The sequence below is a fragment of the Candidatus Chlorohelix allophototropha genome (assembly GCF_030389965.1).
Lineage (GTDB): Bacteria > Chloroflexota > Chloroflexia > Chloroheliales > Chloroheliaceae > Chlorohelix > Chlorohelix allophototropha.
The window spans coordinates 188,265-211,098 of sequence record NZ_CP128400.1 but is presented as its reverse complement, the minus strand read 5'-3'; the positions used below and the strand labels follow the sequence as shown (position 1 = coordinate 211,098).

19 protein-coding genes and 4 pseudogenes are annotated in these 22,834 nt (G+C 46.6%); 7 read left to right on the top strand and 16 right to left on the bottom strand.

All coding sequences use genetic code 11. From position 1 onward, the window contains the following. Positions 1–419 precede the first annotated feature (419 nt). The 3 genes and pseudogenes from OZ401_RS13740 to OZ401_RS25915 all read left to right on the top strand — a co-directional run. Positions 420–836: pseudogene (locus OZ401_RS13740) on the top strand (IS3 family transposase); the annotation flags it as partial. Between the two features lie 364 nt (positions 837–1,200). Further along, positions 1,201–1,353: a hypothetical protein gene (locus OZ401_RS13735; RefSeq protein ID WP_341471038.1), complete on the top strand. Its 153-nt coding sequence runs from the start codon at positions 1,201–1,203 to the stop codon at positions 1,351–1,353. A 112-nt stretch (positions 1,354–1,465) separates the two neighbouring features. Then, positions 1,466–2,369, top strand: a pseudogene (locus OZ401_RS25915) (IS256 family transposase). A gap of 157 nt (positions 2,370–2,526) precedes the next feature. On the opposite strand, the gene OZ401_RS13725 reads toward OZ401_RS25915, so the two are convergent. Further along, the gene (locus OZ401_RS13725; protein WP_341467879.1) at positions 2,527–3,618 is read right to left on the bottom strand and encodes an IS4 family transposase; all 1,092 of its coding nucleotides are present in this window, start codon (positions 3,616–3,618) and stop codon (positions 2,527–2,529) included. 271 nt (positions 3,619–3,889) lie between these two features. Here OZ401_RS13725 and OZ401_RS13720 point away from each other — a divergent pair, with 271 nt between their 5' ends. From OZ401_RS13720 to OZ401_RS13705, 4 genes and pseudogenes are all read left to right on the top strand, one after another. Next, on the top strand, positions 3,890–4,276 hold the full coding sequence (locus OZ401_RS13720; RefSeq protein WP_341471036.1) for a site-specific integrase: 387 nt from the start codon (positions 3,890–3,892) through the stop codon (positions 4,274–4,276). Next, on the top strand, positions 4,212–4,880 hold the full coding sequence (locus OZ401_RS13715) for a tyrosine-type recombinase/integrase (RefSeq protein ID WP_341471854.1): 669 nt from the start codon (positions 4,212–4,214) through the stop codon (positions 4,878–4,880). Before OZ401_RS13720 ends, OZ401_RS13715 begins: the two co-directional genes overlap by 65 nt. Positions 4,881–4,936: 56 nt before the next feature. Next, complete coding sequence (locus OZ401_RS13710; protein ID WP_341471035.1) at positions 4,937–6,559, top strand: 6-bladed beta-propeller; 1,623 nt, start codon at positions 4,937–4,939, stop codon at positions 6,557–6,559. Positions 6,560–6,659: 100 nt separating this feature from the next. Next, positions 6,660–7,721 (top strand): annotated as a pseudogene (locus OZ401_RS13705) (IS481 family transposase). Positions 7,722–7,740: 19 nt separating this feature from the next. Here the strand turns inward: OZ401_RS13705 and OZ401_RS25910 are convergent. The 15 genes and pseudogenes from OZ401_RS25910 to OZ401_RS13625 form a co-directional block, all read right to left on the bottom strand. After that, positions 7,741–8,579, bottom strand: a pseudogene (locus tag OZ401_RS25910) (IS256 family transposase). Positions 8,580–8,901: 322 nt separating this feature from the next. Then, on the bottom strand, positions 8,902–10,116 hold the full coding sequence (locus OZ401_RS13690; protein ID WP_341471033.1) for a glycosyltransferase family 4 protein: 1,215 nt from the start codon (positions 10,114–10,116) through the stop codon (positions 8,902–8,904). Between the two features lie 20 nt (positions 10,117–10,136). After that, the gene (locus tag OZ401_RS13685) at positions 10,137–11,063 is read right to left on the bottom strand and encodes a metallophosphoesterase family protein (protein WP_341471032.1); all 927 of its coding nucleotides are present in this window, start codon (positions 11,061–11,063) and stop codon (positions 10,137–10,139) included. Between the two features lie 196 nt (positions 11,064–11,259). Beyond that, positions 11,260–12,408, bottom strand: coding sequence for a phosphonate metabolism protein PhnM (gene phnM, locus OZ401_RS13680; protein ID WP_341471031.1), 1,149 nt, complete (start codon positions 12,406–12,408; stop codon positions 11,260–11,262). 35 nt (positions 12,409–12,443) lie between these two features. After that, positions 12,444–13,151: a phosphonate C-P lyase system protein PhnL gene (locus tag OZ401_RS13675; protein ID WP_341471030.1), complete on the bottom strand. Its 708-nt coding sequence runs from the start codon at positions 13,149–13,151 to the stop codon at positions 12,444–12,446. 42 nt (positions 13,152–13,193) lie between these two features. Further along, entirely contained in the window at positions 13,194–14,063 is an 870-nt protein-coding gene (locus tag OZ401_RS13670; protein ID WP_341471029.1) for an ATP-binding cassette domain-containing protein, read from the bottom strand. Next, a complete protein-coding gene (locus tag OZ401_RS13665; protein WP_341471028.1) occupies positions 14,056–15,048 on the bottom strand; it encodes an alpha-D-ribose 1-methylphosphonate 5-phosphate C-P-lyase PhnJ in 993 nt (330 codons plus the stop codon). Before OZ401_RS13665 ends, OZ401_RS13670 begins: the two co-directional genes overlap by 8 nt. A gap of 11 nt (positions 15,049–15,059) precedes the next feature. Beyond that, positions 15,060–16,268 carry a carbon-phosphorus lyase complex subunit gene (locus OZ401_RS13660; protein ID WP_341471027.1) on the bottom strand — a complete coding sequence of 403 codons (1,209 nt, stop codon included), beginning with the start codon at positions 16,266–16,268 and terminating at the stop codon, positions 15,060–15,062. Positions 16,269–16,280: 12 nt separating this feature from the next. After that, the gene (phnH, locus tag OZ401_RS13655) at positions 16,281–16,958 is read right to left on the bottom strand and encodes a phosphonate C-P lyase system protein PhnH (protein WP_341471026.1); all 678 of its coding nucleotides are present in this window, start codon (positions 16,956–16,958) and stop codon (positions 16,281–16,283) included. Between the two features lie 21 nt (positions 16,959–16,979). Further along, positions 16,980–17,411 (bottom strand): phosphonate C-P lyase system protein PhnG, encoded by a 432-nt coding sequence (phnG, locus tag OZ401_RS13650; RefSeq protein WP_341471025.1) that lies wholly within the window; start codon positions 17,409–17,411, stop codon positions 16,980–16,982. A 70-nt stretch (positions 17,412–17,481) separates the two neighbouring features. After that, complete coding sequence (locus OZ401_RS13645; protein WP_341471024.1) at positions 17,482–18,129, bottom strand: phosphatase PAP2 family protein; 648 nt, start codon at positions 18,127–18,129, stop codon at positions 17,482–17,484. A 278-nt stretch (positions 18,130–18,407) separates the two neighbouring features. Continuing rightward, positions 18,408–19,493, bottom strand: a complete 1,086-nt coding sequence (locus tag OZ401_RS13640; RefSeq protein ID WP_341471023.1) for a phosphate/phosphite/phosphonate ABC transporter substrate-binding protein — start codon at positions 19,491–19,493, stop codon at positions 18,408–18,410. A 101-nt stretch (positions 19,494–19,594) separates the two neighbouring features. Continuing rightward, positions 19,595–20,896, bottom strand: coding sequence for a phosphonate ABC transporter, permease protein PhnE (gene phnE, locus OZ401_RS13635; RefSeq protein ID WP_341471022.1), 1,302 nt, complete (start codon positions 20,894–20,896; stop codon positions 19,595–19,597). Positions 20,897–20,957: 61 nt separating this feature from the next. Beyond that, complete coding sequence (phnC, locus tag OZ401_RS13630) at positions 20,958–21,749, bottom strand: phosphonate ABC transporter ATP-binding protein (RefSeq protein WP_341471021.1); 792 nt, start codon at positions 21,747–21,749, stop codon at positions 20,958–20,960. A 91-nt stretch (positions 21,750–21,840) separates the two neighbouring features. Then, on the bottom strand, positions 21,841–22,635 hold the full coding sequence (locus OZ401_RS13625; protein WP_341469196.1) for an IS5 family transposase: 795 nt from the start codon (positions 22,633–22,635) through the stop codon (positions 21,841–21,843). Positions 22,636–22,834 lie beyond the last annotated feature (199 nt).

Here is a 22,834-nt window from a genome sequence, read left to right as displayed (position 1 = left end):
TAGAACTAGTAATTTGAACCTGGACCTGTGTGCTGATCAGGTTAGAAGCTAGGCGGGCCAATAATTGAATGAGCCTAAGCTGTAATTCTGGCCGCAGGGTTGGCCAAAGTTGGGTTGGAGAAATTTGCCCTGGAGAAACGCTTACCTTATTCACTTTTCGTCTCCTCCGCTTAAAGAATTATTTGGAGCACAAGAACAATTGGCAGAACCCTTATTTAAGGGATCTGCATTAATATTATGCTCCACTAAGCCAGGATTATTAAGAAGAATAGGTTCGAGAAAATTTATTAGTTGGCGAAGGCCTTGTAAATTAAAAAGGATTGGGACTGGCTGTTTCTCAAAGTCCTTATTTAGGGATCCATCTGGTACAAGATCCCAAGAAGATTCGACAGATATCGTAGTGTGGATTTCATTTAGCAGCCCTGGTAGATATATATTCGAGAAAAGTGGTGGGTTGGTCGATGGGCGCCAACCGGGATGAAGCGTTGGTGGAAAGAGCTTTGGTTATGGCATTGGAGCGACGTAAACCGGGAAAGGGTCTTTTACATCATACCGATCGAGGTAGCCAATACACCAGTAGGGGTTACCGAGGATTGCTGGAGCAGTACGGGATCGAAACCAGTATGAGCCGAAAGGGTGATTGTTGGGACAATGCTCTCATAGAAAGCTTCTTTGGGACATTGAAAGTGGAATGTACAGATCGTTATAATTTTAAGACTATGACAGAGGTTAGAACAGTTATTTTCGAATATATGGAAGTATTTTACAATCGGCAGCGGCTACATTCGGCGTTGGGTTTTATGACACCTACAGAATTTGAACTATTGCCTGTCTGACTATTCTCACACTCCACTAAACCGGGGCAAGCTCACATAGCCTCTCACAGTAATTTCTGTACAGCGCTCGAAACCCGCATTGGCAGGTTTGTCTTACGCTAGTGACGTTAGTTGATGCGCAGATATGCTAGCGATTATTACTTATGACAATGGATGTTGTTCAAAGTAAGAGAACTCGCAGGCTCAGATTGTGAAATAAAAGTTTATATACGTCACATAAACTGTATCTAAGCGCTCCCATAATGTTTGGGGGCGAATTGTAACCAAGTACATGGGTGGCTTTGCTGACAGGCAGGTGGTTTTCCGTCTCGCTCCGCCAGTAGTAAGCCGCGCAGATACATATCCATATAATGGAAGGAGCAAGATGAGCGAGCCTGTAGTTATCCAGGCGGAATGGTTACCTGTGCAGTACGAGGTGCGCCAGGTATCCAGCGGCACAATAGCGCTGCTGATCGGCAGCCCGTTCTACCGTGACATTGATCCGCTGCAAATTGAATTTGAGCTTGCCTCGGTTTAGTGGAGTGTGAGAATAGTCAAACAATTAGCGAGAGTGTATCCTAACGTGTGTAAAAGGAAAAAGCTGATGGTAAGATAGCCGAAAATAAAAACAGCTATTAAGGAGAAAACCAGTGGCGGCTAACAACAAACCAGCAAATCCAGCAAAACCCAGCAATTTGCCATCAGTAGAAGTGGTCCAGCAAGAACTGGACAAGGCTAGCTCCATCGAAGATTTCTTTGGTCGGGAAGGGATCTTCGCCAAACTGTTCGCTCGCACCCTGGAGCAAATGCTCGAGGCGGAACTGACCGACCATCTGGGTTATGAGAAATATGAGGCTAAAGGTCGTAATAGTGGTAATAGCCGAAACGGCAAAGTTACTCGCCAGCTAAATTCCTCAGCCGGTAGCACCACCATCCAGGTGCCAAGGGATCGCAATGGCGAGTTCGAACCCACCCTACTCAAAAAGTACGGTCATAACACCAACGAACTGGAAGAAAAGATCCTGGGTCTGTATGGCAAAGGGCTCTCTACCCGAGACTTGCAGGAGACTTTACAGGATCTGTATGGGGTGGAAATCTCGCCCGCTACCATCAGCGCCATGATCTGGCCGATGGTAGAAGCCTGGCAGAACCGGCCACTGGCAGCTATTTACCCGATCATCTATCTGGACACCATCTTTGTGAAAATGCGCCGGGAAGGCAAAGTCGAGAATATGGCAGTTTACAATGTGTTGGGGGTCGATCTGGAAGGGCGGCGCGATATTCTGGGTCATTGGGGAAGGAGCTAAATTCTGGCTGGGAGTGATCAGTGCTCTGAAAGGGCGTGGGGTCGAGGATATTTTTATCGCTTGCGTGGACGGGCTAAGCGGTTTCAGTGAGGCGATCCAGGCGGTCTTTCCCTACGCCCAGGTTCAGCGCTGCATTATTCATCAAATCCGCACCAGCCTGCTCTATGTGGTCTGGAAGGATCAGAAAGCCTTTATGGCTGACTTGACAAGGCGGCTACTCGGGAAGAAGCCGAACTCAACCTGCTAAATCGGCCCCGGTAGAATATAGCTGTAGCCAGAAGCAATCTAGGCGGTTTTTTAACGGGATTCACTCATATTTTTGATAGAGAATGTAACATATTGATAAGAATTAGATACAATCTGATACATTTTATTTCTTATTGTATCTTTGCTACCGTACACAATTAGAAATCCTCTAAAAGAAAAGGGATAAAGGCGACTGGTAAGGGTAAATGTTCATTCAAAAAATGCTCAAGCAGGTTCAAACCTAAATTGAACAGGCTCAAATCCAGTCGTTCGGTGCGATGAATGACCCGGTTCCAGCCTTCAGCTAAAGCTATCGTACCCAGATGTACAATCCAAAGATAAGCCAGACAAGCCGCTAACAATAACCTTTCTAGCCGTTTAGGGTCATCCAAATGGCTCTTGTCCAGCCGAAACCCTCGGCTCTTGCTATCGGAAAAGAAGGTTTCAATCCTAAACCTCTTTTTGTAGTACCGGATTGCTTCCTGGGCTAGAGCCAAATTACTCACCAGATAAAGTGGCTCACGGTAAGGCTTTTGCCAGACCGCTATGACCAGTACTGGTCCGTACTCGTGTTTGCTGAATGCTACGCCGCTCTGACTCACTACCTGACCAGGCTGAACCCCTAACTTACTGATGGCATAATGAGCTTGTTCATCCAACCAGACCTGGCTATTTTTAGCAGTACGACAGACATACTGCCAACCGTAATAATCTAACCGTCTTAACAAACGACAGCCATCGAATTCACCATCACCCAAAAAGACTACTTGGCTACCAGACGGAACCAACGAGTGAACTTGCTTTAACAATCTGATGTGCAAAGCTTGAGCTAAATGTCCCTTTTTAGCCTTAACCACCAACCAACCCAAAGGTAAAGCCCGCCCCTGATATACTACACTGATTACTAAGCCCATTCCACCAGCACCAACCTGACTGCCATCTATCACCAGTACCAGTGGACAATGACACAGGCTACTCAGCAATTGTTTGGCGAAAGGAGCATACACCACTTTTTGGTTAAAGTTATCATTTTTGAGCAATCGGCGCATTCGGATGATGCGGCTTTCCCGTTTAGTTTTATCTGGCACTTTGGCGGCGATATTAGGCAACGCACTATGCCGACTACCTACAATCCCACTGATCACCATCGCTAGAATTGTTAAATATTGTAATTCGCGCCCCTGCGCTTGTGGGTGGAGTTGCAACAATTGCTGTTTTATGGCACGATGTCGGCGAAGGTTGTCACTCATTTTGGTATCCTTTTGCTTTCTACTTTGGTCGGTAAGAAAACTACAGTTTACCACTCTGCCTCAACCTTCTCCTCCTTTTCCTCTCCTTTATATCTGTACGGTAGCAAAATCTTTTATTGGATTACCCGGCCGACCTGTGGCGAAACACCTGCTTTATTGGAAATATGATAACTCGAAAACCAAAAGTCTAATATACTGCTGTCGAATACGAAGGTTATACAATCCGAATCTGGTCGCAAACTGAAGAAATAGAGATGGGTAGAAGGGGCGAATGATGGATACTTTACTGATAACACTCCAGGCAGACGAATGGACCGAAGCGGCTATTCGATGGCTGGAAGCAGCGGAAGCACGCCGGGGCAGCAAACGCACCAGAAACGAATACGAGGCAAACATGCGCCTATTCATGGCTTCGGTGAGCAAACACCCGGCCCAGATAACCGGCTCCGACTGCCAGCGCTGGGCGAGTGATATGCACCAAGCCGGACTGGCTAATGCCACCATCAAAGCTAGACTCGCCGCCGTGAGTAGCTTCTATAGATTCGCCCAAAGATATGAGGTAACGCCCGGACAATACCTGCACAGCTTCAACCCTGCCAGCGCCGTCCAACGCCCATCCCTACGAACACGCCCAAGGGCTAACCCCCGAACAAGCTAAGGCGCTGCTAAAAGCCTGCGACCGCGCCAGCGTCAAAGGGCTAAGAGATTACGCCCTATTGGCTTTCTACCTTTACACCGGAAGAAGAAGAAGTGAAATAGCCCAACTGTGCTGGCAAGACCTAAGAGCGGGCAGCGAAGCGGGCAAACTGGACTATCACTACACCGGCAAGGGACACAAAAGCTCTTGGCGAGAAATCCCACCCCCGGTGTGGAGCGCCTTACAGAGCTACCTCAAAGCGGCCGGCAGATTGGAAACCATGCGCCCCGACAGCCCCCTCTTCGTCGCCCCCCAGCATCAAAGCGCCGAGGAACGCCCCCTTGCCCCCATCACTATCAATCAAATAGTGCACCGCGCCGCCAGCCTAGCCGGACTGGAGCATATAAAAGTTCACTCACTCAGGCATACCGCTGCCAAGTTGAGAAGGCGCTCCGGGGCAGACTTAGAAGAGGTCAGCCAATTCCTCGACCATTCCAGCATCGCCACCACCCAGATATACATCAACAGTTTGGAGGCGGTAAAAGACGTGTCATGGCAGGGGGTGGAGGCGCTAATCGGGGCTAAAAGTATAGAATTAATAACCTTTTGTATTATTCTGGAATAGGTGGAAAAGGAATCGAAAGTTTATTGAAAGCCTTGGGCAAAAGGGAGGAAGCTGCAATGAGAAGCGGGAAGCGTCAGGGGATGATTGGATTATTGTTTGCCACCTTACTACTAAGCGCGTTGTTCAACCCGGTGCTGCACCCGCTGTTTGCGGAAGAGAGCCAGTATTTCAAGGAAACCGGGCATACGGTGAGCGGGAAGTTTTTGGACTATTGGCGCAGCAATGGTGGCTTGCCCACCTATGGCTATCCTATTACTGACGCGCAGATGGAGACCGACCCTGAAACGGGCAAACAATTCCTGACCCAATGGTTCGAGCGGCATAGGCTGGAGTTGCATCCTGAAAATGCCAACACCCCCTATGATGTGTTGCTGGGGCTTTTGGGTAAGCAGATAAAAACCCCCAAGGCTGGAAATGTTGAGTTCGTCTGGAAGATTGGAGGGGATTATAACGGACTTAATAATCCCAATGGAGTTGCAGTAGATAAACAAGGTAATATCTTTGTGGCTGATACTGACAATCATCGCATTCAAAAGTTTGATAGCACTGGGAAATTCCTGAACAGGTGGGGTAGTCAGGGTAATGAGAATGGACGGTTTAATTCTCCTACTGGAATAGCAGTGGATGGAATGGGCAATGTGTATGTTGTTGAATATTATAAGCCTCGAATTCAGAAGTTTGATGGAGATGGGGAATTTCTGGCGAAATGGGGTAGTCAGGGTAATGAGGATGGACAGTTTTTACAACCGGAAGGTATAGCGGTAGATGAGCAGGGTAATGTCTTTGTGGCGGATACCTATAACCATCGCATCCAGAAGTTCGATAGTAGTGGGAAGTTTCTACTCAAGTGGGGTGGCGAGGGTAAAGGCGAGGGGCAGTTTTACCAACCAGAGGCAATAACATTAGATAGGCAAGGTAACATCCTTGTGGCTGACACACGTAATTATCGCATTCAGAAGTTTGACGGGAACGGCAAGTTTTTGTTCAAGTGGGGCAGTAGTGGCATGGGTGCTGGACAGCTTAGCAGTGTACTTGGAATAGCAGTGGATGGAAAGGGTAATGTCTATTTGGTTAATACGGGAATCAATCGTATCGAGAAATTTGACGGGCAAGGTAGATTTATCCTCAACTGGGGAGGTTGGGGTAATGGTGACGGGCAGGTAGCGAATCCATGGGGAATAACAGTAAGTGAACAAGGTAATATCTACATAGCGGATACTTCTAACCATCGCATCCAGATATTTGATAGTAATGGGAAGTTCTTGTTCAAGTGGGGTAGTCAGGGTAGTGGTGATGGACAATTCAACCGTCCCTCTGGAATAGCGATAGATGGGCAGGGTAATATTCTTGTGGCGGAGGCTGGAAATAACCGCATTCAGAAGTTTGATAGTAGTGGGAAGTTCTTGTTCAAGTGGGGTAGTCAGGGTAGTGGTGATGGGCAGTTTAGCTTTCCAAGAGGAATAGCCTTGGATGAACAGGGTAATATCTACGTAGCGGATAGCTATAACCATCGCATCCAGAAGTTTGATAGTAGTGGAAAGTTTCTGACGAAATGGGGTAGCCAGGGTAGTGGTGATGGACAATTCAACCGTCCCTCTGGAATAATTGTGGATGGGCAGGGTAATATCCTTGTGGCGGATGCTGGAAACAGCCGCATTCAGAAGTTCCGACAACGTTAGCTTTGGGGTTAAAAGTATAAAACTAATAAAATGTAATGATTAGGACTAGATCGGACACATATGCTAAACTAAAACCAAACACTAGCAGAAGGAGTGTCCGATGTCAGCCGAACAAAAAATCATTAAAGCCCGCGTGGGCTTGCTCAAATTAGCCCAGGAGTTAGGGAACGTCAGCCAGGCCTGCAAAGTCCTGGGCTATTCCCGCGATACTTTCTACCGCTACCGCGAACTGTTCGAGAGCGGTGGTGAACTGGCCCTGCTCGATGTCAGCCACAAAAAGCCTAACCGGGTCGAACCCCAGGTCGAAGAAGCGGTGGTAGGTTTCGCCTTTGACCAACCGGCTTTCGGTCAGTTACGGGTCAGTAATGAGCTCAAGAAGCGTGGGATCTTCGTTTCACCGGGTGGAGTGCGTGGGATCTGGCAGCGTCACGACCTGGAAACCTTCAAGAAACGGCCGAAAGCCCATCAGCCAAAGAGAACCTGATCACCCAGCTTAAAGCCCTGGAAAAGGCTAAAGAGGAGAAGGAAGCTCACGGTGAGATCGAAACTGAGCATCCCGGTTATCTGATCGCCCAGGATACCTTACTATGTTGGTTATATCAAGGGAGTGGGCAGAATTTATCAGCAGACGGTGATCGATACCTACACGCGGGTGGCCTTCGCCAAGCTGTATGATCGCAAGAATGCCCTGGTGGCGGCGGATATGCTCAATGACCGTGTGCTGCCCTGGTTCGAGCAGCAGGAGGTGGAAGTGCTGCGAGTGCTAACTGATCGAGGGACGGAGTACTGCGGCAATCTGGCTCACCACGAATACGAGTTGTATCTGGCAATCGAGGATATCGATCACACCAAAACGAAAGCTTACTCGCCGCAGACTAATGGCATCGTGGAGCGGCTGCACAAAACGATGCAAGAAGAGTTTTATGCGGTGGCCTTTCGCAAGAAAGTGTATGAGGGGACGGAACAGGTGCAGGCCGATCTGGACGAATGGCTGGAGTATTACAATCGGGAGCGCGCGCACAGTGGTCGGTACTGTTACTGTAAGACCCCTCTTCAAACCTTTCGAGATAGCAAGTCCTTGGCAGATCAGAAGAGATTGGATAAACTGTTAGAAACTACCGCCACCAGAAGTCAGGCGGGGTATGTCAATAGTGCTGTGTAAAAGGAATAGGCTGCTGAATTCAAATAGTTACTCTTTCCTTAAAACAGATCGAAAGCTGGTTCAAAATACACGCCCAATTAGGTATCGGCATGGTCCAATCGCTGGTAATATCACAATTTGCCAGGTAAAATAGCTTCCGAACAGACTCAGCGGAGGGAAAAGCGCCCTTGGTTTTGATCACTTTACGCAATTGGCGATGGTATCCCTCGACGGAATTCGTAGTATAGATCAGCCGCCGGATATCTGGTGGATAGTCGAAATAGGTGGACAGCTCCGCCCAATTGTTCTCCCAGCGCTTTACCGCAATCGCATACTTCCCACCCCATTTATCGGTCAGGTTTAGCAGGTTCAGTTCGGCTTCTTCCCGAGTAGCCGCCTTGTAAACCGTTTTCAAGTCAGCCATAAAGGCTTTCTGATCCTTTCACACCACATAGCGCAGGCTGGTACGGATTTGATGGATCACACAGCGCTGAACCTGAGCGTAGGGAAAAACCGCCTGGATCGCTTCACTGAAACCGTTTAGTCCGTCCACATCTTTTCTTCCAGTTCGTTGGTGTTATGACCGTATTTTTTGAGTAGGGTCGGTTCAAACTCACCGTTACGATCGCGCGGCACCTGGATGGTGGTACTACCGGCCGAGGAGTTTAACTGGCGAGTAACTTTACCGTTACGGCTATTGCCACTATTTCGACCTTTGACCTCGTACTTCTCATAGCCCAGATGGGCCGTTAGCTCCGCCTCGAGCATTTCCTCCAGGGTGCGAGCGAACAGTTTAGCGAAGATCCCCTCCCGACCAAAGAAATCTTCAATCGAACGAGCCGAAGCCAGTTCCTGCTGCACTACTTCGACGGAAGGCAGGTTGATGGGTTTTGCTGGATTAGCTGGTTTCTCGTTAGCCGCCACTGGTTTTTTCTCCTTAATAGTTGGTTTTATTTTCGGCTATCTTACCATCAGCTTTTTCCATTTACACACGTTAGGATACACTCTCTGCAAATCTTGTACAAACGTGGGATAATCCCGGTACATTGTGGGATTTTCGCAGCATTTATGGAGATTTTTATGGAATGTAGGTGTTACAACCCTGATAATATAATGCTCCTCACTTAAGAAAGGGCTTCCAGTGAAGGGCTCTCTACTTCTTCCCGATTATTTTAACCAGCCTTCATCACAGCAATGTTTTTTATTCCTCATTTTGGACTATGGCTTCTTCCATTATTTGTACAATTTGAGAGTTAATCGCATCCCAGTTTCTACCTTCGATCAGGTTGCGAGCATTATTCCCAAAGTTGCGCCTGAGGTTATGATCTTTTATCAGATTCAGAGCATATTCAACAAATTCTGCCTTATTGTGAGGATCTGCCAAGAAACCTGTTTTACCATGAATAACTAAGTCGACAGGACCGCCCTCGCCTCTTGCAATTACTGGCAAACCACTTGCCATTGCTTCCTGAATTACCTGCCCGTAAGTTTCAGTTAAAGAGGGAAATAAAAAAAGATCAGCCGAAGCAAATATTTCAGCCAATGGTTCGCCGCTAAGGGGACCGGTAAAATTCACATCCAGATGTCTCGACTCGAAATAGCTCTTAATATTTCTCTCTATATTTGGATTGGCATTTCCCCCTGTAATAACCAGTTTTGTGAGTGGAAGCGATTGATCAGTCAATGCTCGACGCGAAATTTCCTCGTATGCCTCTGCCAGAAACTCAAAGCCTTTCTCTAGGCTTAAGCGCGATACACACAAGAGCAGCAACTCTCCGTTTGGTGCCAGTTTCTGCCGCAACTGCGAGTTTCGTTTAGAGTTGTTGAAGAAAGTGGCATCAACCCCTCTTCCCACCAGCCGGATTTTTTCAGAAGGAACTCCCAATTCTATCAGGTATTTTTCGCTGTTGTGGGAGGGCGCTAGCACAGTTTTTATCGAAGGATGCCGAAAAGCATGTGTCATAAGCCGTTCAAGACCCCAGCTAGCCAGTTTGCCAATTGGCTTCGGCAGCATCAAACGGGCGTAATAAGCTAGGTCAGTCTGGAAATTTGCTACCAGAGGTATGCCGCTTTTCTTTAACTGCCACCAAACCTGAAGCCCGGTACTGGCAGGGCTTGCCATATAGATTATATCCGGGGTAAAGGTTGAATTAAAAACCTTGCTCATTCGAAAAGGCTTGACTACCGCTAATTCTGGGTTAAATACCAGCGGATAACCGTTGAGACGAATTACAGGCAAACACCCCTGCCAAGTATCTGCTTGGTTCAACCCATATAAGTTAGGAGCAAGTGCAGCAGTTTCGATTCCTTGGCGGAGAAGGTAATCTAGCAAATATCCAGTTGCCCGAGTCACTCCATTTATCGGACCAAGAGACTCACTAACAACCAGAACCTTTTTATTATTGAAGGACTGCAATCAGGAACCTCTTTTCGGCTTTAGGCTACTCTTCCCCTAACTCTTTTGTAATAATCATTTGACAGCAATTCTGCCCCCGATTTTTCCTGAGATGCTAGAGGGATGGTTAAATGACGGTCTGCCTCAAATCCTCGGGATGGAAGCATGAGAAAATCACCCAAAGCTTTGGTTAATTGCTTTGCCAAGTTTTGCTGATTCCTGTTTTTTACTACTACAGTAGTGAGACTTACTTGGTTAGGAGTGTAATCAATGATTCGGAAGTCATTGGTGCGCAGTGGAGCGGCAGTTTGAATAAAAGACCAATTTCCCCGCCTATTAATGCTATTGGCGTGGTTATGCCCACAAAAATAAAAACCGTGCCCGGTCTGTTTTCTCAAAAATACCTGTTTTATCTCGTGGCTGTTATCTACTTTCAGCATTCTGAAACTGGAATACAGAGTTTCGCTTTTAAGTGGGTGATGACCGAAAACAAAAATTGGATTATTCTCACTTGCTTCAATTTGCTGTTTCAGCCATGCGATCTGTTCAGACCAGACAAATCCCCCGTGATCTTTTGGAGATTTTTCCTTGACCGTATCCAGAACAACAAGATTTGAAAATCGGTTAGTGTCGGGGTTGGCAATGCCTGTAACTGGGTCAAATGAAAGGGTAAAGTAGGGCTGGCGGTTACCTGTCCAGCGCGCTACTTCCTCCCTTGGAAGTTCAAGGAGGTCATGGTTACCGTTCACGGTATAGAAATTCAGCCCTACTCGTCGGGCGCAGGCATGTAAACCTTCAAACTCCTCTGGGAAACCATTATCTACAGTATCGCCGATAGCAAAAACAGCATCGGGTTTTTGTTCCAACACGCTGGAAAATAAATTCTCATAAAATTCTTCGCGAATTTGGCATAGTGAATTGGTTTTGTAAACTGAATAGTGCAAATCACCCAGCACAACAAAACGCATTGTTGTCACCCTTTCTCCAATAATTCTTTCTAGGCAAATATTCCTAGCTGATATACTTGCTACTCTAATAAGCTACTATTAACACTTTAAAGAGGGATTAAGAGGGTTTTAAAGGGTTGTTAATTATTCTGTGAGATGGTTAAAACACTGGTTTCTGGAAGGTAATGACACCGAGCAGGTTAAACCATTTCTAGACTTACTCATGTACAAGACGTTCCTTACCGGATACAAATAGACGCCGTACTCTGGGATGTCGATCAACCCTTACCAAAATAAGATCAGCCAATTTGCCTTCTTCCAAAGTACCCAATGCTGCGCCGAATCCCACAGCGCTGGCAGGATTTATTGTCACCAGACGGACAGCCTCGGGCAAATTCATTATGTGCTGACTGGCTAGTTTAAATACAGCAGTGAGCATTGCCGAAGGGTAATAATCCGCACAAAGCACATCACATACGCCTGCCTCTATAGCCTCAATGGCTCGTAAGTTGCCCCCGCTGGACTTCCCGCGCACTACATTAGGCGCACCAAGGCACACGGCCAAACCCAGTTCATGCGCTTTCCTTGCCGCTTCCATTCTGGTGGGAAATTCGCTGATAGTGACACCCAAGGCGCTCAATTGCGCAACTTTCTCCGGAGAGTCGTCGTCATGACTGGCAATAGCGATACCAGCCTTTCGCGCCAAACGGGTTACATTCTCGATGCGGTTTGGTACTTCAGCTTCCTGCCCTTTTTTTAATTCCAGCACCGCGTCAATTTCCTGCTCACTAATATGGATAGTGCGCCTGATATAAGACCGGTACGATTCCTCGCTGGTGTATTGTCCTTGTCCGGGCGTATGATCCATCAAAGAAACCAGACTTACTTCATTTCCTTTAATTAGCTGAGAGATTATTTCATAACCGTTCTTACTGGTTACTTCCAACCGAGCATGAATTTCGTGTCGCACCAAGGTGTTAGATTCACTTTTTATTGCATGAATAAAATCGCGAATAAAATTAACCGAGCGCACCCCAAATTCATTGTCATCCAGCGAAATGGCGTGAAATTCAGTGGTAATACCGCAACCAGCCATCCGACGGTCATTTTCTATCAAAGCCAAATGCGGTTCAAAATGGACATCAGGGCGAGGTTCAACTAGTTTCTCAATAGAGTCGCAATGCAGATCAATCATGCCCGGCATGAGAAAATCCCCACTGGCATTGACCTGAAAAAGCTCACGGGAAGGACAGTTACTACTATCCCCCCACCCCGCAATTTTAGCTCCTTCTATTAGTAACCAGCCCCCTTCTATCAGGCGATCCGGTAAAATCAAGTTGGCATTTTTAATAAGCGTTCTCTTCATTAATGAACGACCTTCCAATTCCAAGATAAGTGGTATCAATTGTTTGATAACCAGTAAGTTTCATCTGCCAGCGAAGCTAGCGCGGAGGTGTCGTGGGAAACCACCACAATGGCAACTCCTGATGCTTTGGTCTCATTAATCATTTCCAGTACAATAGACTTGGAATGAATATCCAAACTGGCAGTTGGCTCGTCTAGCAGCAATAATCTAGGGGAGGCAATGAAGGCTCTGGCAAGGTTTAAGCGTTGCTGTTCTCCTCCGCTAAAAGTAATGGGAAAGGCTTGCCAGCGGCTTTCCTCCAAACCCAGCCGAGCTAACCAACCGCCTGCCACATTGCGGGCTTCTCCAAATGCCATTCCGCGCCGTACCAAAGGCTCGGCTACCACATCCAGCGCCGATACACGCGGCAAAACCTTCAGAAACTGCGAGCAATACCCAAGCTCGATTTCCCGCAAGCGAAGCACCTCAGCTTCATCTATCGAGGCAATGTCCACTCGTCCTTGATTCAGGGAGTTGTACCAAATCTCCCCGCCATTAGCCAAGTAGGTGCGGTAAATACATTTCAAAATGGTGGTCTTACCTGCGCCGCTCCTGCCGCTAATCAGGAGAATACTGCCGCTCCTAGCGGTAAAAGAAACGTCAAGAACCGGGCGAATTATGCGCCCATCCAGTAAATGAAGTTGGAAATATTTATTTAGCCCCTGCACTTCCAGAATCGGCAGGGCTGTGTCAGTTTTCTGCATTTTACTTTCCAAAGCTGAATCGCTCTCTTTTTACGCTCATTTTTACAGAGTCGAAGACACCAGTAACTGGGTGTAGGGGTGCTGCGGGTCTTCCAAAATCTGGTCGGTCAAGCCATGTTCTACAATCTGTCCGTTTTTCAGCACCAGAGTCCGGCTTGCTAGTTGCTTGATAACCCCCAAGTCGTGCGAAACCACCAACATAGCTATTTTCAGTTCCCACTGGAGGCGTTTAATTAAGTCCAGCACCCGCGCCTGTACCGACAAGTCCAGTCCGGTAGTTACCTCGTCCAGCAATAATACAGAAGGGTTGCTGGATAAAGCCTTTGAAATTTGCACCCTTTGTAACATACCGCCACTGAAAGTATGCGGGTCATCATCCAACCGGGAGGAGGGTAACTCGGTTAACTCCATCAACTGGCTTGCTCTTTGCCGGATATCTCCTACATTACGCCAGCCTGCCATTAACAATTTTTCCGCCACATTGCCGCCCACCGTAAAGTTCATGTTTAGCCCCAATTCCGGGCGTTGGTGAACAATGCCAAGTTGTTGGTTGCGGAAGGTGCGGCGCTTAAACTTGTCCAAAGCTAGTAGGTTTAATGGCTCTTTGTCGTATTCGCTGGATTGGCGATACCAAAGGTCACCTTCATCTGCGGGAACGCTAAGGTTCACAAGCTGCATCACGGTAGATTTACCGCTACCGCTCTCTCCTACGATACCCAACGTTTCGCCTTCGCCAAGCTCAAAGCTTATGCGAGAGCAGGCTATTACCGTGTTACAAATCTGGCATTGGTTGGTATCATTATCAGGACCTGTAATAGTAGAGCAATAAGCACAGCCCGACCCGTAGCGTCGGGTTAGATTGTCTGCTCGAAGAACCCATTTGTTGTTTTGAACTATTTTATTATCACTCACCGGACACCTTTTCTGCTTTTTCGCCTGTTTTCATTAATATATGTTTTTGGCAGTAGCTGGTATCCGAACAAAAGAAAGCCCAGCGACCCTCTCCGCCCTGTTTCTCTTCTATATAGTGGCGAGTGAGATAAGTGTTAGTGCTGCCACACTTTTCGCAGAATTGCTCCGGTTTGTGTTCGGTGCGGAAGGGAAAGTCCTCAAATTCCAGCGGTTCTACTCTGGAATAGGGCGGTATGGCGTAAATTCTTTTCTCACGACCTGCCCCGTAAAGGTAAAGAGTTTCCGACATGTGCAAGCGGGGTACGTCATAGCGTGGGCAAGGCGTGGTATCCATCAGATAACGACCTTCCACCATAACCGGATATTGCGATGATATATCCATATCGCCGGATTGAACCACACTTTCGTACATATACACCCAGATAGGGGCATAATCCATCTCGGCATGCATCTCGGTGGAACGCTCGATGTATGGCTGCACCCAGCGCAAAGGGTCTGCCATCGGAACTTGCAAAACCAGTATCTGGTCTTCGCGCATTGGTTCTTCCGGCACACGGTGTCGGGTTTGCACAATACTGGCGAGAGTGGTATCAGTTGTGATAGGTACTCCCGTAGTACGTTGTATTAGGCGACGCAAGTTTACTGCATTCACGCTGTCATCATCACCTTGGTCAATGACTTTCAAAAGGTCATCCGGCTTAATAATAGAAAAAGTAAGCTGGAGACCGCCTGTTCCCCAACCCTTCGCCACTGGCAAGTCGCGACTGGCAAAAGGGACGAGGTGACCGGGAATAGCCACTGCCTTTAGGGTCTTACGCCGTACCTCGCGCTTGGAATCTTCATCTATAAAACCGAAATTATAAAGCGTTTCGCGGATTTGAGCCTGTTCAGGGTCAGGTTCTACATTCTCAGAACCTATTAGCTGTTCGAGAAGCGCATCTAACCCAGAATCTTCATCAGGTTCTAGAGGTTCTGGTTGTACCATTCTATGTCTCCCTAATCCAGTAAAGTATTATCTTGTGCGTCTTTCGCAAGCTTCTGCTGTAAACGCAGCTGCTTTTCAGCTTGCGCGGCGTTCTTGGCAGTAGCATGATCTTTGGCGCGTTCTAGCACACTGATGTCTGCTTGGAAAGTGACGTAATGGGGCAATTTATAGTGAGCGGTAAAACCGCTAGCCTCAATAGCGTCTATGTGCTGTAATACAAATTCCTCATCAGCAGCGGGCCCACTTTGCCCGTGTACTTTACCTGATTTGGCGGCGCTTATAGCTCGGTCAAGAATAGACATGCTAACGGCTTTGTCCTCACCATGACCAAAGCTGAAGCCGTAACCTAACCCGAATTTTGGGGAAAGCTCTATCTCTTCGTTTCCGGTAGCTTTTACTCTAGAAACCATCTCACATTCGGTAATCATTATTTCCCCGATTTCCACCGATTCTCCGGTCAGTGGATGTGCCACTTCAATAGGCAGATAACCCACTCTCATTTCACCCAAAGTTGGATGCACATCACCATAACCGCGAATACTGCTGTAAGCTAGGGCAAGTAAGCTTCCTGCATCCCCACGCGCCATAATTTGAAGCCGGGCGCTACGGGGAGCAGGGAAACTGGTAGCTTTGCGGGTCACATCAAACGGTTCGTCTATGTCATCATCGCCGATAGAGGCAGCTTCTGCCAGTAAATCCTGCTCACGCATACTATCGATAACTTTCGGGAAAGTACTGCTCTGCCCGTCTGTTTCGTTACTCTCTACCTGTTTTTCAAAATTAGCTAGGAAACGGCGCATAGTCTCACTTGATTCGCTGGTCAGCAAAGTGTTGAGTAAGCGCGGTTGATAATCACGGGTAGGTCCAAGCAATTGTCCGCCCGGAATATCCTTGAAAGTAGAGGAAATCCGGCGTATTAGCCTCATACGGGTTCCGTTGGCAGGAAGGCTATAAGACAGCCGTGGTAAGGTGGAACGGTAAGCCCGCAGTAGAAAGCTTGCCTCTACTGCATCACCTTCACTTTGTTTTAATGCCAACGCTGCCAGTTCGGGGGCGTAAAGCGAGCCTTCGCTCATTGCCCGATCTACCGCCAGCCTGAACTGGCTTTTGATTTGCTCAATTTTAATCGGTTCGGTTTCTCCCCGAAGACGAAAGTATTCCACCAATTGCTCGGCTTTTAATACCGCCTCGGTGCCACCCTTTGTTGCTACGTAGCCCATCTTTCTCCTTATTTAGCGCGACTGCAAAGAGATTACTTCTATTTTTGTAGTGCGGGGAAGCCCAACGCAAAGTCCCGACCGATCTACCAGAAACACATCCACACCCAGTGGGTAATGTCTGGCAGCCGTTATTTCAGCAATTCCATCCCTTGTTATTCCGTCTACCGAAAGCCTGCGGAAATTTAAAATCCCCGGTCCTTTTAACTCCAATTCCAGCCCTTGCTTCGCGGAATCCTCTTGGTCAGTTATTTCTGCCAGCTTTTCAACGCAATAAAAAACTGTTGCGCTCAATTCAGGTTCAAGCAAAGTGCCCTGATGTAAGTCTCTAATCGAATTGACGCTTGTACCTTCACAGAAAAATGCCAGCGCCGCCTCACTAGGTACTGTTAGCTTTGAACCGCAGCGAAGGGTTAGCCACCGAGCTATTTCAGCATCCGACGCAACCCAGTTTTCACTCACGCCTACCGCAAAGCCCACTTCTCCATCTAGTAAGCTCAAAAACGCCCCTAGCGCAAAAGAATTCAAAGGAACGCCCACGAAATCGGGATGGTCGGGAGCTTGATCTAAAAAATCCGGACTATTCAGTTGAATTATTTTTCCCGGTCGGGACATACAATCTAGCAGAAGGCGGAAGGTCGCGGCATTAAAATAGATTTTATCTTCCGGCTTTTGTAGCCGTGTTGTTTGCATCTTAGCGGTGTTCCTTTAGAATTACATTGTTTCAAATTCAACTCTAGTGGTATTTACAATCTGGTAAAGGCGCTCCCTATTGGAGAGAAGAATTTCATTGATTCGTTCAAGCTCAGTTTTAAGCCACTCAGCCAACAGACCATCTTTACGAAGAGCGGCATCCACCAACGCCACTGCCATAGCCCGGCGTTCGCTCTTGCCCAGCACCATTCCATAACCAAACTGCCCATCCAATTCCAATTTAACTTCAGTAACTAGAATCTCTCCGGCGTTGAACTGACGATCTTCTACCGATTCTCTCATACGCAGCATTACCAATCCCTGTAGTGGTCCACTAAGAAGACGCAATTGCCCAGTGGGATATTCCATCAAAACTTTCTCTGCCAATTGACAGACCAGCAGTTCTTCACAGTTCGCCAGTATTTGATAATGATTTATTTGTGGGTGATTCAAAGATTCCACCTGTTCAAATCCTGCCATAAAAATATTGATGTGACTTCATTAATTATTACCGGAGCTATTTTTATGACTGAAGGAGAATAATAAGCTGAAGGAGGGTAAAGAAGAAACCTAACAAACTACCTACCAAAACCTGCCCGGTAGTATGAGCTTTTAAATATACTCTAGCCCAAGTTACCAACCCAACTATACTGATCAGTGGCGTAGCCATCCAGCCACCTAGCATTGTAAAAGCCGCTACTATTCCCCCAATGCTGGTGGCGTGAATGCTAATTTTCCATCGAAAGTTAATTAACATTACAACCAGAGTGTTAATACTATAACTCGCCATCACCACTGTTAACCAACTAAACCCAGTGATAAGCCAAAGCAAACAAGTCCCAATAATAAAACTTATTATGGTCAGAAGAAAAGGCACGTAACGTTGTTCCCTAGTTGCGATATGAATATCGTTAATCTTTTTTAAAAGATACATCGTCACGACTAGAATAATTGGAAGGGTTGCCCCAAAAATAATAGCAATTGCTAGGCTGATAAAAAGATTATTATGGATTCCCCGATTATGCTCATCCTGCAAACCCAGAATAATCAAGCAAGGAATAGCTATAAGAGGAGGAGCGGTAATATTTGTTATAAACTTGGCAAGCTTTGTAATAAAATAAGTGGAAGGCTTAATTAATTCTGGTTTTCTTAAACCGGATTGCTCTAACATAATTAGCAACCTCATCCTCTAATGCTTGCCTTGAATAAAGCAATAAGCAAATGTTTTATAAACTTAGCTACAAATATATTAGCCGGAAGATATAAAGGAAAATTTAATAGGATGTTATTTTTACGTTTTCAAGTGTTAAGAGGCTGTTAATATTTGCCCAGCCGTTTTAGGCTGTACGCCGGTGGGAAAAAGATGAGAGAAGTAAGGGTTTTCGAGTTTACTTGATAAAAAAAAGATGGCTGGTATGTACCAACCATCTTTTTTAAGAAAGGGGAAAATTACTTCAGCTTGGTCAAATCCACGTTCAATACTTTTGCAATGTCGCGGATCGGGTCCCAATAAGATTCGGTGGCTTCAATAAAACCGCCATTACCCATTGAATTCAAAGCAGCCGTGTCTTTAATAGACAAGAAGGCGTTCTTGATAGCAGCCTTGTCGGTATCGCTCAGGTCATTGCGATAGGCTACAGGGCTGTTGGGAATGTCAAAGCTCTTGTCAACTATAACGATTTCTTCGGCTTTGACAGTGCCGTTGTCAATGTACTTCTGGAATATGTCGCTGGCGACTGCTCCGGCATCAACCTTACCGCTCTGCACCGCTAATAGCGAAGCATCGTGGGAACCGGTGAAGACACCGTTTACGTCCTTATCAGGGTCTAATTTGGCTTTGGTAATCAGGGAGTAACGAGGAACCAAGTTACCGCTGGCGGAAGCTACGTCAACAAACGAGAAGCTATGACCTTTCAAATCAGCAAGGGTTTTAATGCCGGTCTTGGGAGTGGTGATAATGAAGCTATTGTAAGTTTTTTCACCCTTAGTACCTAACATCAAGGCAAAAACTTGAGCATTATATTTGCTGCTTGCCAAAACATAGCTGAAAGGACCAAAGATAGCTACGTCCAGTTTATTGGCAGCCAGCGCTTCGATAACTGAGGTGTAGCTAGGACCTACAAAAAGCTCGACTTGGATGCCCAACTGCTGAGAAAGCGCCGTTGCAAAAGGAGTGGTGTCGCTCAATACTTTCTGAACGTTTTCAGCCGGAATAGCGCCTAAGCGCAGAGCTTTGAGGCTAACTTTGGCGGTAGACGATGAAGCGCCAATGGTAGCAATAAGGGTAGGAGCCGGAGTCTTGGTAGCAGCGGCGGTAGTCGCAGCGGCGGTAGTTGCAGCTGCAGTAGTCGCAGCCGCAGTAGTCGCAGCCGCAGTAGTCGCAGTCACAGTAGTTGCAGCGGCGGTGGTCGCAGCCGCAGTGGTCGCAGCCGTAGTGGGAACTGAAGTAGCAGTGTTATCGCCACAAGCCGCTAAAACTACAACCAGCACCAATGATACTAACAAACCTGACATTACTCGATACAGTTTGTTCATAAACTCTCCTTCTTAGATTGAACAATTGTGCAAGTGCAATAGACTTTGTTTGCAATGAGCTTGCTTTAGAAAGCTCGCTATATAGAATAAAAGCGAAATTATTAAATAATTTTTCCGCGAATAAACGCGCTGAAACGATCCATTATTGTTACAGCTATAATCAGCATAATTACCAGCATGGACACATATCCGTAGTCCAGTAAATTTATGGATTGTTGTAAGAGAAAACCCAGACCCCCGCCACCAACAAAGGCAACCACGGTGGAGTCGCGGGTGTTGGACTCAAAGGTAAATATGGAGTAACTTGCAACCAATGGGAAAGCTTGTGGGAAAACACCCCAACGGAAGGATTTCAAGCCGTCAGCTCCCACCGCGCTCATCGCTTCAATAGGTTGCGGTTTGACCGATTCAAAAGCTTCTGAATATAGCTTGGTTAATACAGAAATCGCGTGAATACCCAATCCCAAGATACCGGCGGCAGGTCCTAAACCCACAAAGGGGATAAACAAAAGAGCCATAATAAGGGCGGGAATGGAACGGATGGTATTGGTGATAAAACGCACAATATTGTAAATCGCCGGGTGCGGACTTGTATTTTTTGCTGCTAAAATACTAACGGGTAAGGCAACAATCGCCCCAATGACTGTAGAAGCAATTGCGGTTTGTACGGTTAAAAAGAGGGGGTCTATAGCATTTACAAAGTTTTGCCACTTGGATGGTACAAACCTGCCGATTAAAGCGCCCCCGCGTTCGCTAGTAAAGAGATCCACCACCGTAGAAAACCCGAAATTCTGGGCAGTCGCACCAGCCCCGCTAACCTTGACACTAAACCCCCACCAAAGGAAAAAGCACACCAGCGCCGCTATCGACAGTTTGCTTCCCCGTAATGCCATCACGCAAATTAGAGCTATAGATATAATCCCTAAAACACCGTTGAGGTCAATTTTATCCAGTATATATTTAAAAGTACCGAAGTTTACAATCTTGAAGAAGAAAAAGATGGCTACCAAACCCAGAAGCACCAGAGTAGTGCGCGTGTCTTGTTTTGCCAATAGACGAGGGTTTTTTATAGCTTTCGGACCAATTGAAAGTGCCAATCCTAGAACGACCAACAGACCCCCCACCAAATCCACATCGAAATAGATGGTCCAATTTAGGCTGAACTTGCCAAAATCTAGTACGCGCTCGAAAAAGAAAATAGCGGCAACGGTGAAAACTGCTAGTGGAATCAACAAAGTCCAATTTATAGTTCCGAAGGGCTTAGCTAGTGCTTTATTCGGTCCTTGCACAAAACTATTTATGAAAACGCGCTCGCCACTTAACCCACCGATACTAGCAATAGTGACTACTTCGGCGTGCTTACCCTCTGTCATCTTTTCAATATCTTCTTCTTCAATCGACAATTTAATATCCCTCTTCTGAAGCGCTAAACCTTACCAAACCAATCAACAAAGGGCTTTATGATTAATAACGGGATTTTAGATTCGGGTTATCGCTGCGGTACAGTTCACTCAAGATTTCGTTTGTGAGGTCGGCAACCACTCCATCAAAAACAATCCGTCCTTTAGCAATCCCGATAATCCGGTCAGCAAATTTTTTGGCAATTTCCAAATCGTGAATATTAACCAGTGTGGGCAAGTTTTCTTCTCTGGAGACGGTTTTTAAATCGTCCATAACTCCCCAAGCCAGTTCTGGGTCGAGACTGGCGACTGGTTCATCTGCCAGCAGCAGCAGAGGTTTTTGAGCAAGCGCGCGTGCAATGGCGACGCGCTGTTTTTCGCCGCCGGAAAGACTATCCGCCCGGTTTCTGGCGCGATGCACCATATTTACTCTTTGCAGACACCACAGCGCCAGTTCACGGTCAGCTTGGCTAAAGTAACCGATCAAGGCATTAAAATCGCTCATGTAGCCTATTCGTCCCAACAAAACATTGCGAAGGGCGCTCAGACGGTCAACTAAGTTGAATTCCTGAAAAATAAAGCCAATGCGTCGCCGCATGAGCAGCTTTTCCTTTTCGGACATACCGCCCAAGTCTTCACCGTGAACGCTCAGTTTTCCGCCGGTTATGGGAATAAGCCCGTTTATGCAGCGTAGCAAGGTAGATTTACCTGCACCGCTCCGCCCGATAATACACACAAATTCTCCACCGCGAATATTGAAGCTGATGTTCGAAAGAGCTTCATAACCGTTTGGGTAAACCTTGCGAAGGTTTTCAATTTCAAGCAAGGGAGCAGAACCGTTATTTAAATTTTCCATTTTCTTTTTACGCTAATTCAAAATGCGAGAGCAATTTCCTGTTAAAGGGAAAGCTAAGACACATAAACTTAGAGCCATTCTTAAAACTAGATCAAGGCGAAAGTTTAGAAAGCCTTTTGAGAGCCAAACGGATCATAGAAATGTAAATATTGGCTTCCGAATGCTGTGGTAAACGCTCATACTCTTTCGCCATTCGTCGGTTCCGCCCGATCCAGGCATGCGTCCGTTCTACTACCCAACGACGCGGTTGTACCTTAAAACCTTTAATATCGTCGGTGCGTTTGACTATTTCCAGTTCAAAATCGAACATTCCAGCCACCCACTCTACCAACTTTCCGCTGTAACCTCCATCCGCCCATACCAACTTCAGGGTACGGCATTTATTCTCAGCAGTGGCCAGCACTTCTATTGCCCCATCTCGATCTTGTATATTCGCAGCTTGTACTTTGACCACGATCGGAAAGCCCAAGGTGTCCACCAGCAGGTGCCGCTTGCGCCCATTCACCTTTTTTCCTGCATCGTAACCCCGTATTCCTCCAACTTCGGTGGTTTTTACTGACTGGCTATCGATGATACCAGCGCTGGGTTGGGGATTTCGTCCTGCCTTAACTCGCACTTTTTGGTGTAGTGCCTCGTAAATACGTTGCCAAAGACCGTTCCAGCGCCACAGACGGTAGTAGTGATAGACTGTTTTCCAATGAGGAAACTCTTGTGGAAGCATTTCCCATTGGCAACCAGTTTTGAGTAAGTAGAAGATGGCGCAGACTATTTCACGATAGGGATGTACTCTGGGACGACCTTCTCGACTGTTAGGGGGGAAATATGGCATAATGATTTCCCACTCGGCATCGCTCGGGTCGGTAGGGTAAGCTTTTCTTGTACTCATAATACGAGCTTACCCATTATTCTTTTTTATTTCAACTTTCTTCTTTACTCAGTTTTAAGAAACGCTCTTAGTAAAATCATAGAACAGGCATATAAAGGAGTTATAAACTAAATGTTAATAGGGGTTTAAAATTCACTACAAAAGAGGAGTAGTTGTAGGAAAGCAGAGAGGTTCAAAAATCATTTTATTTGTTTTTATA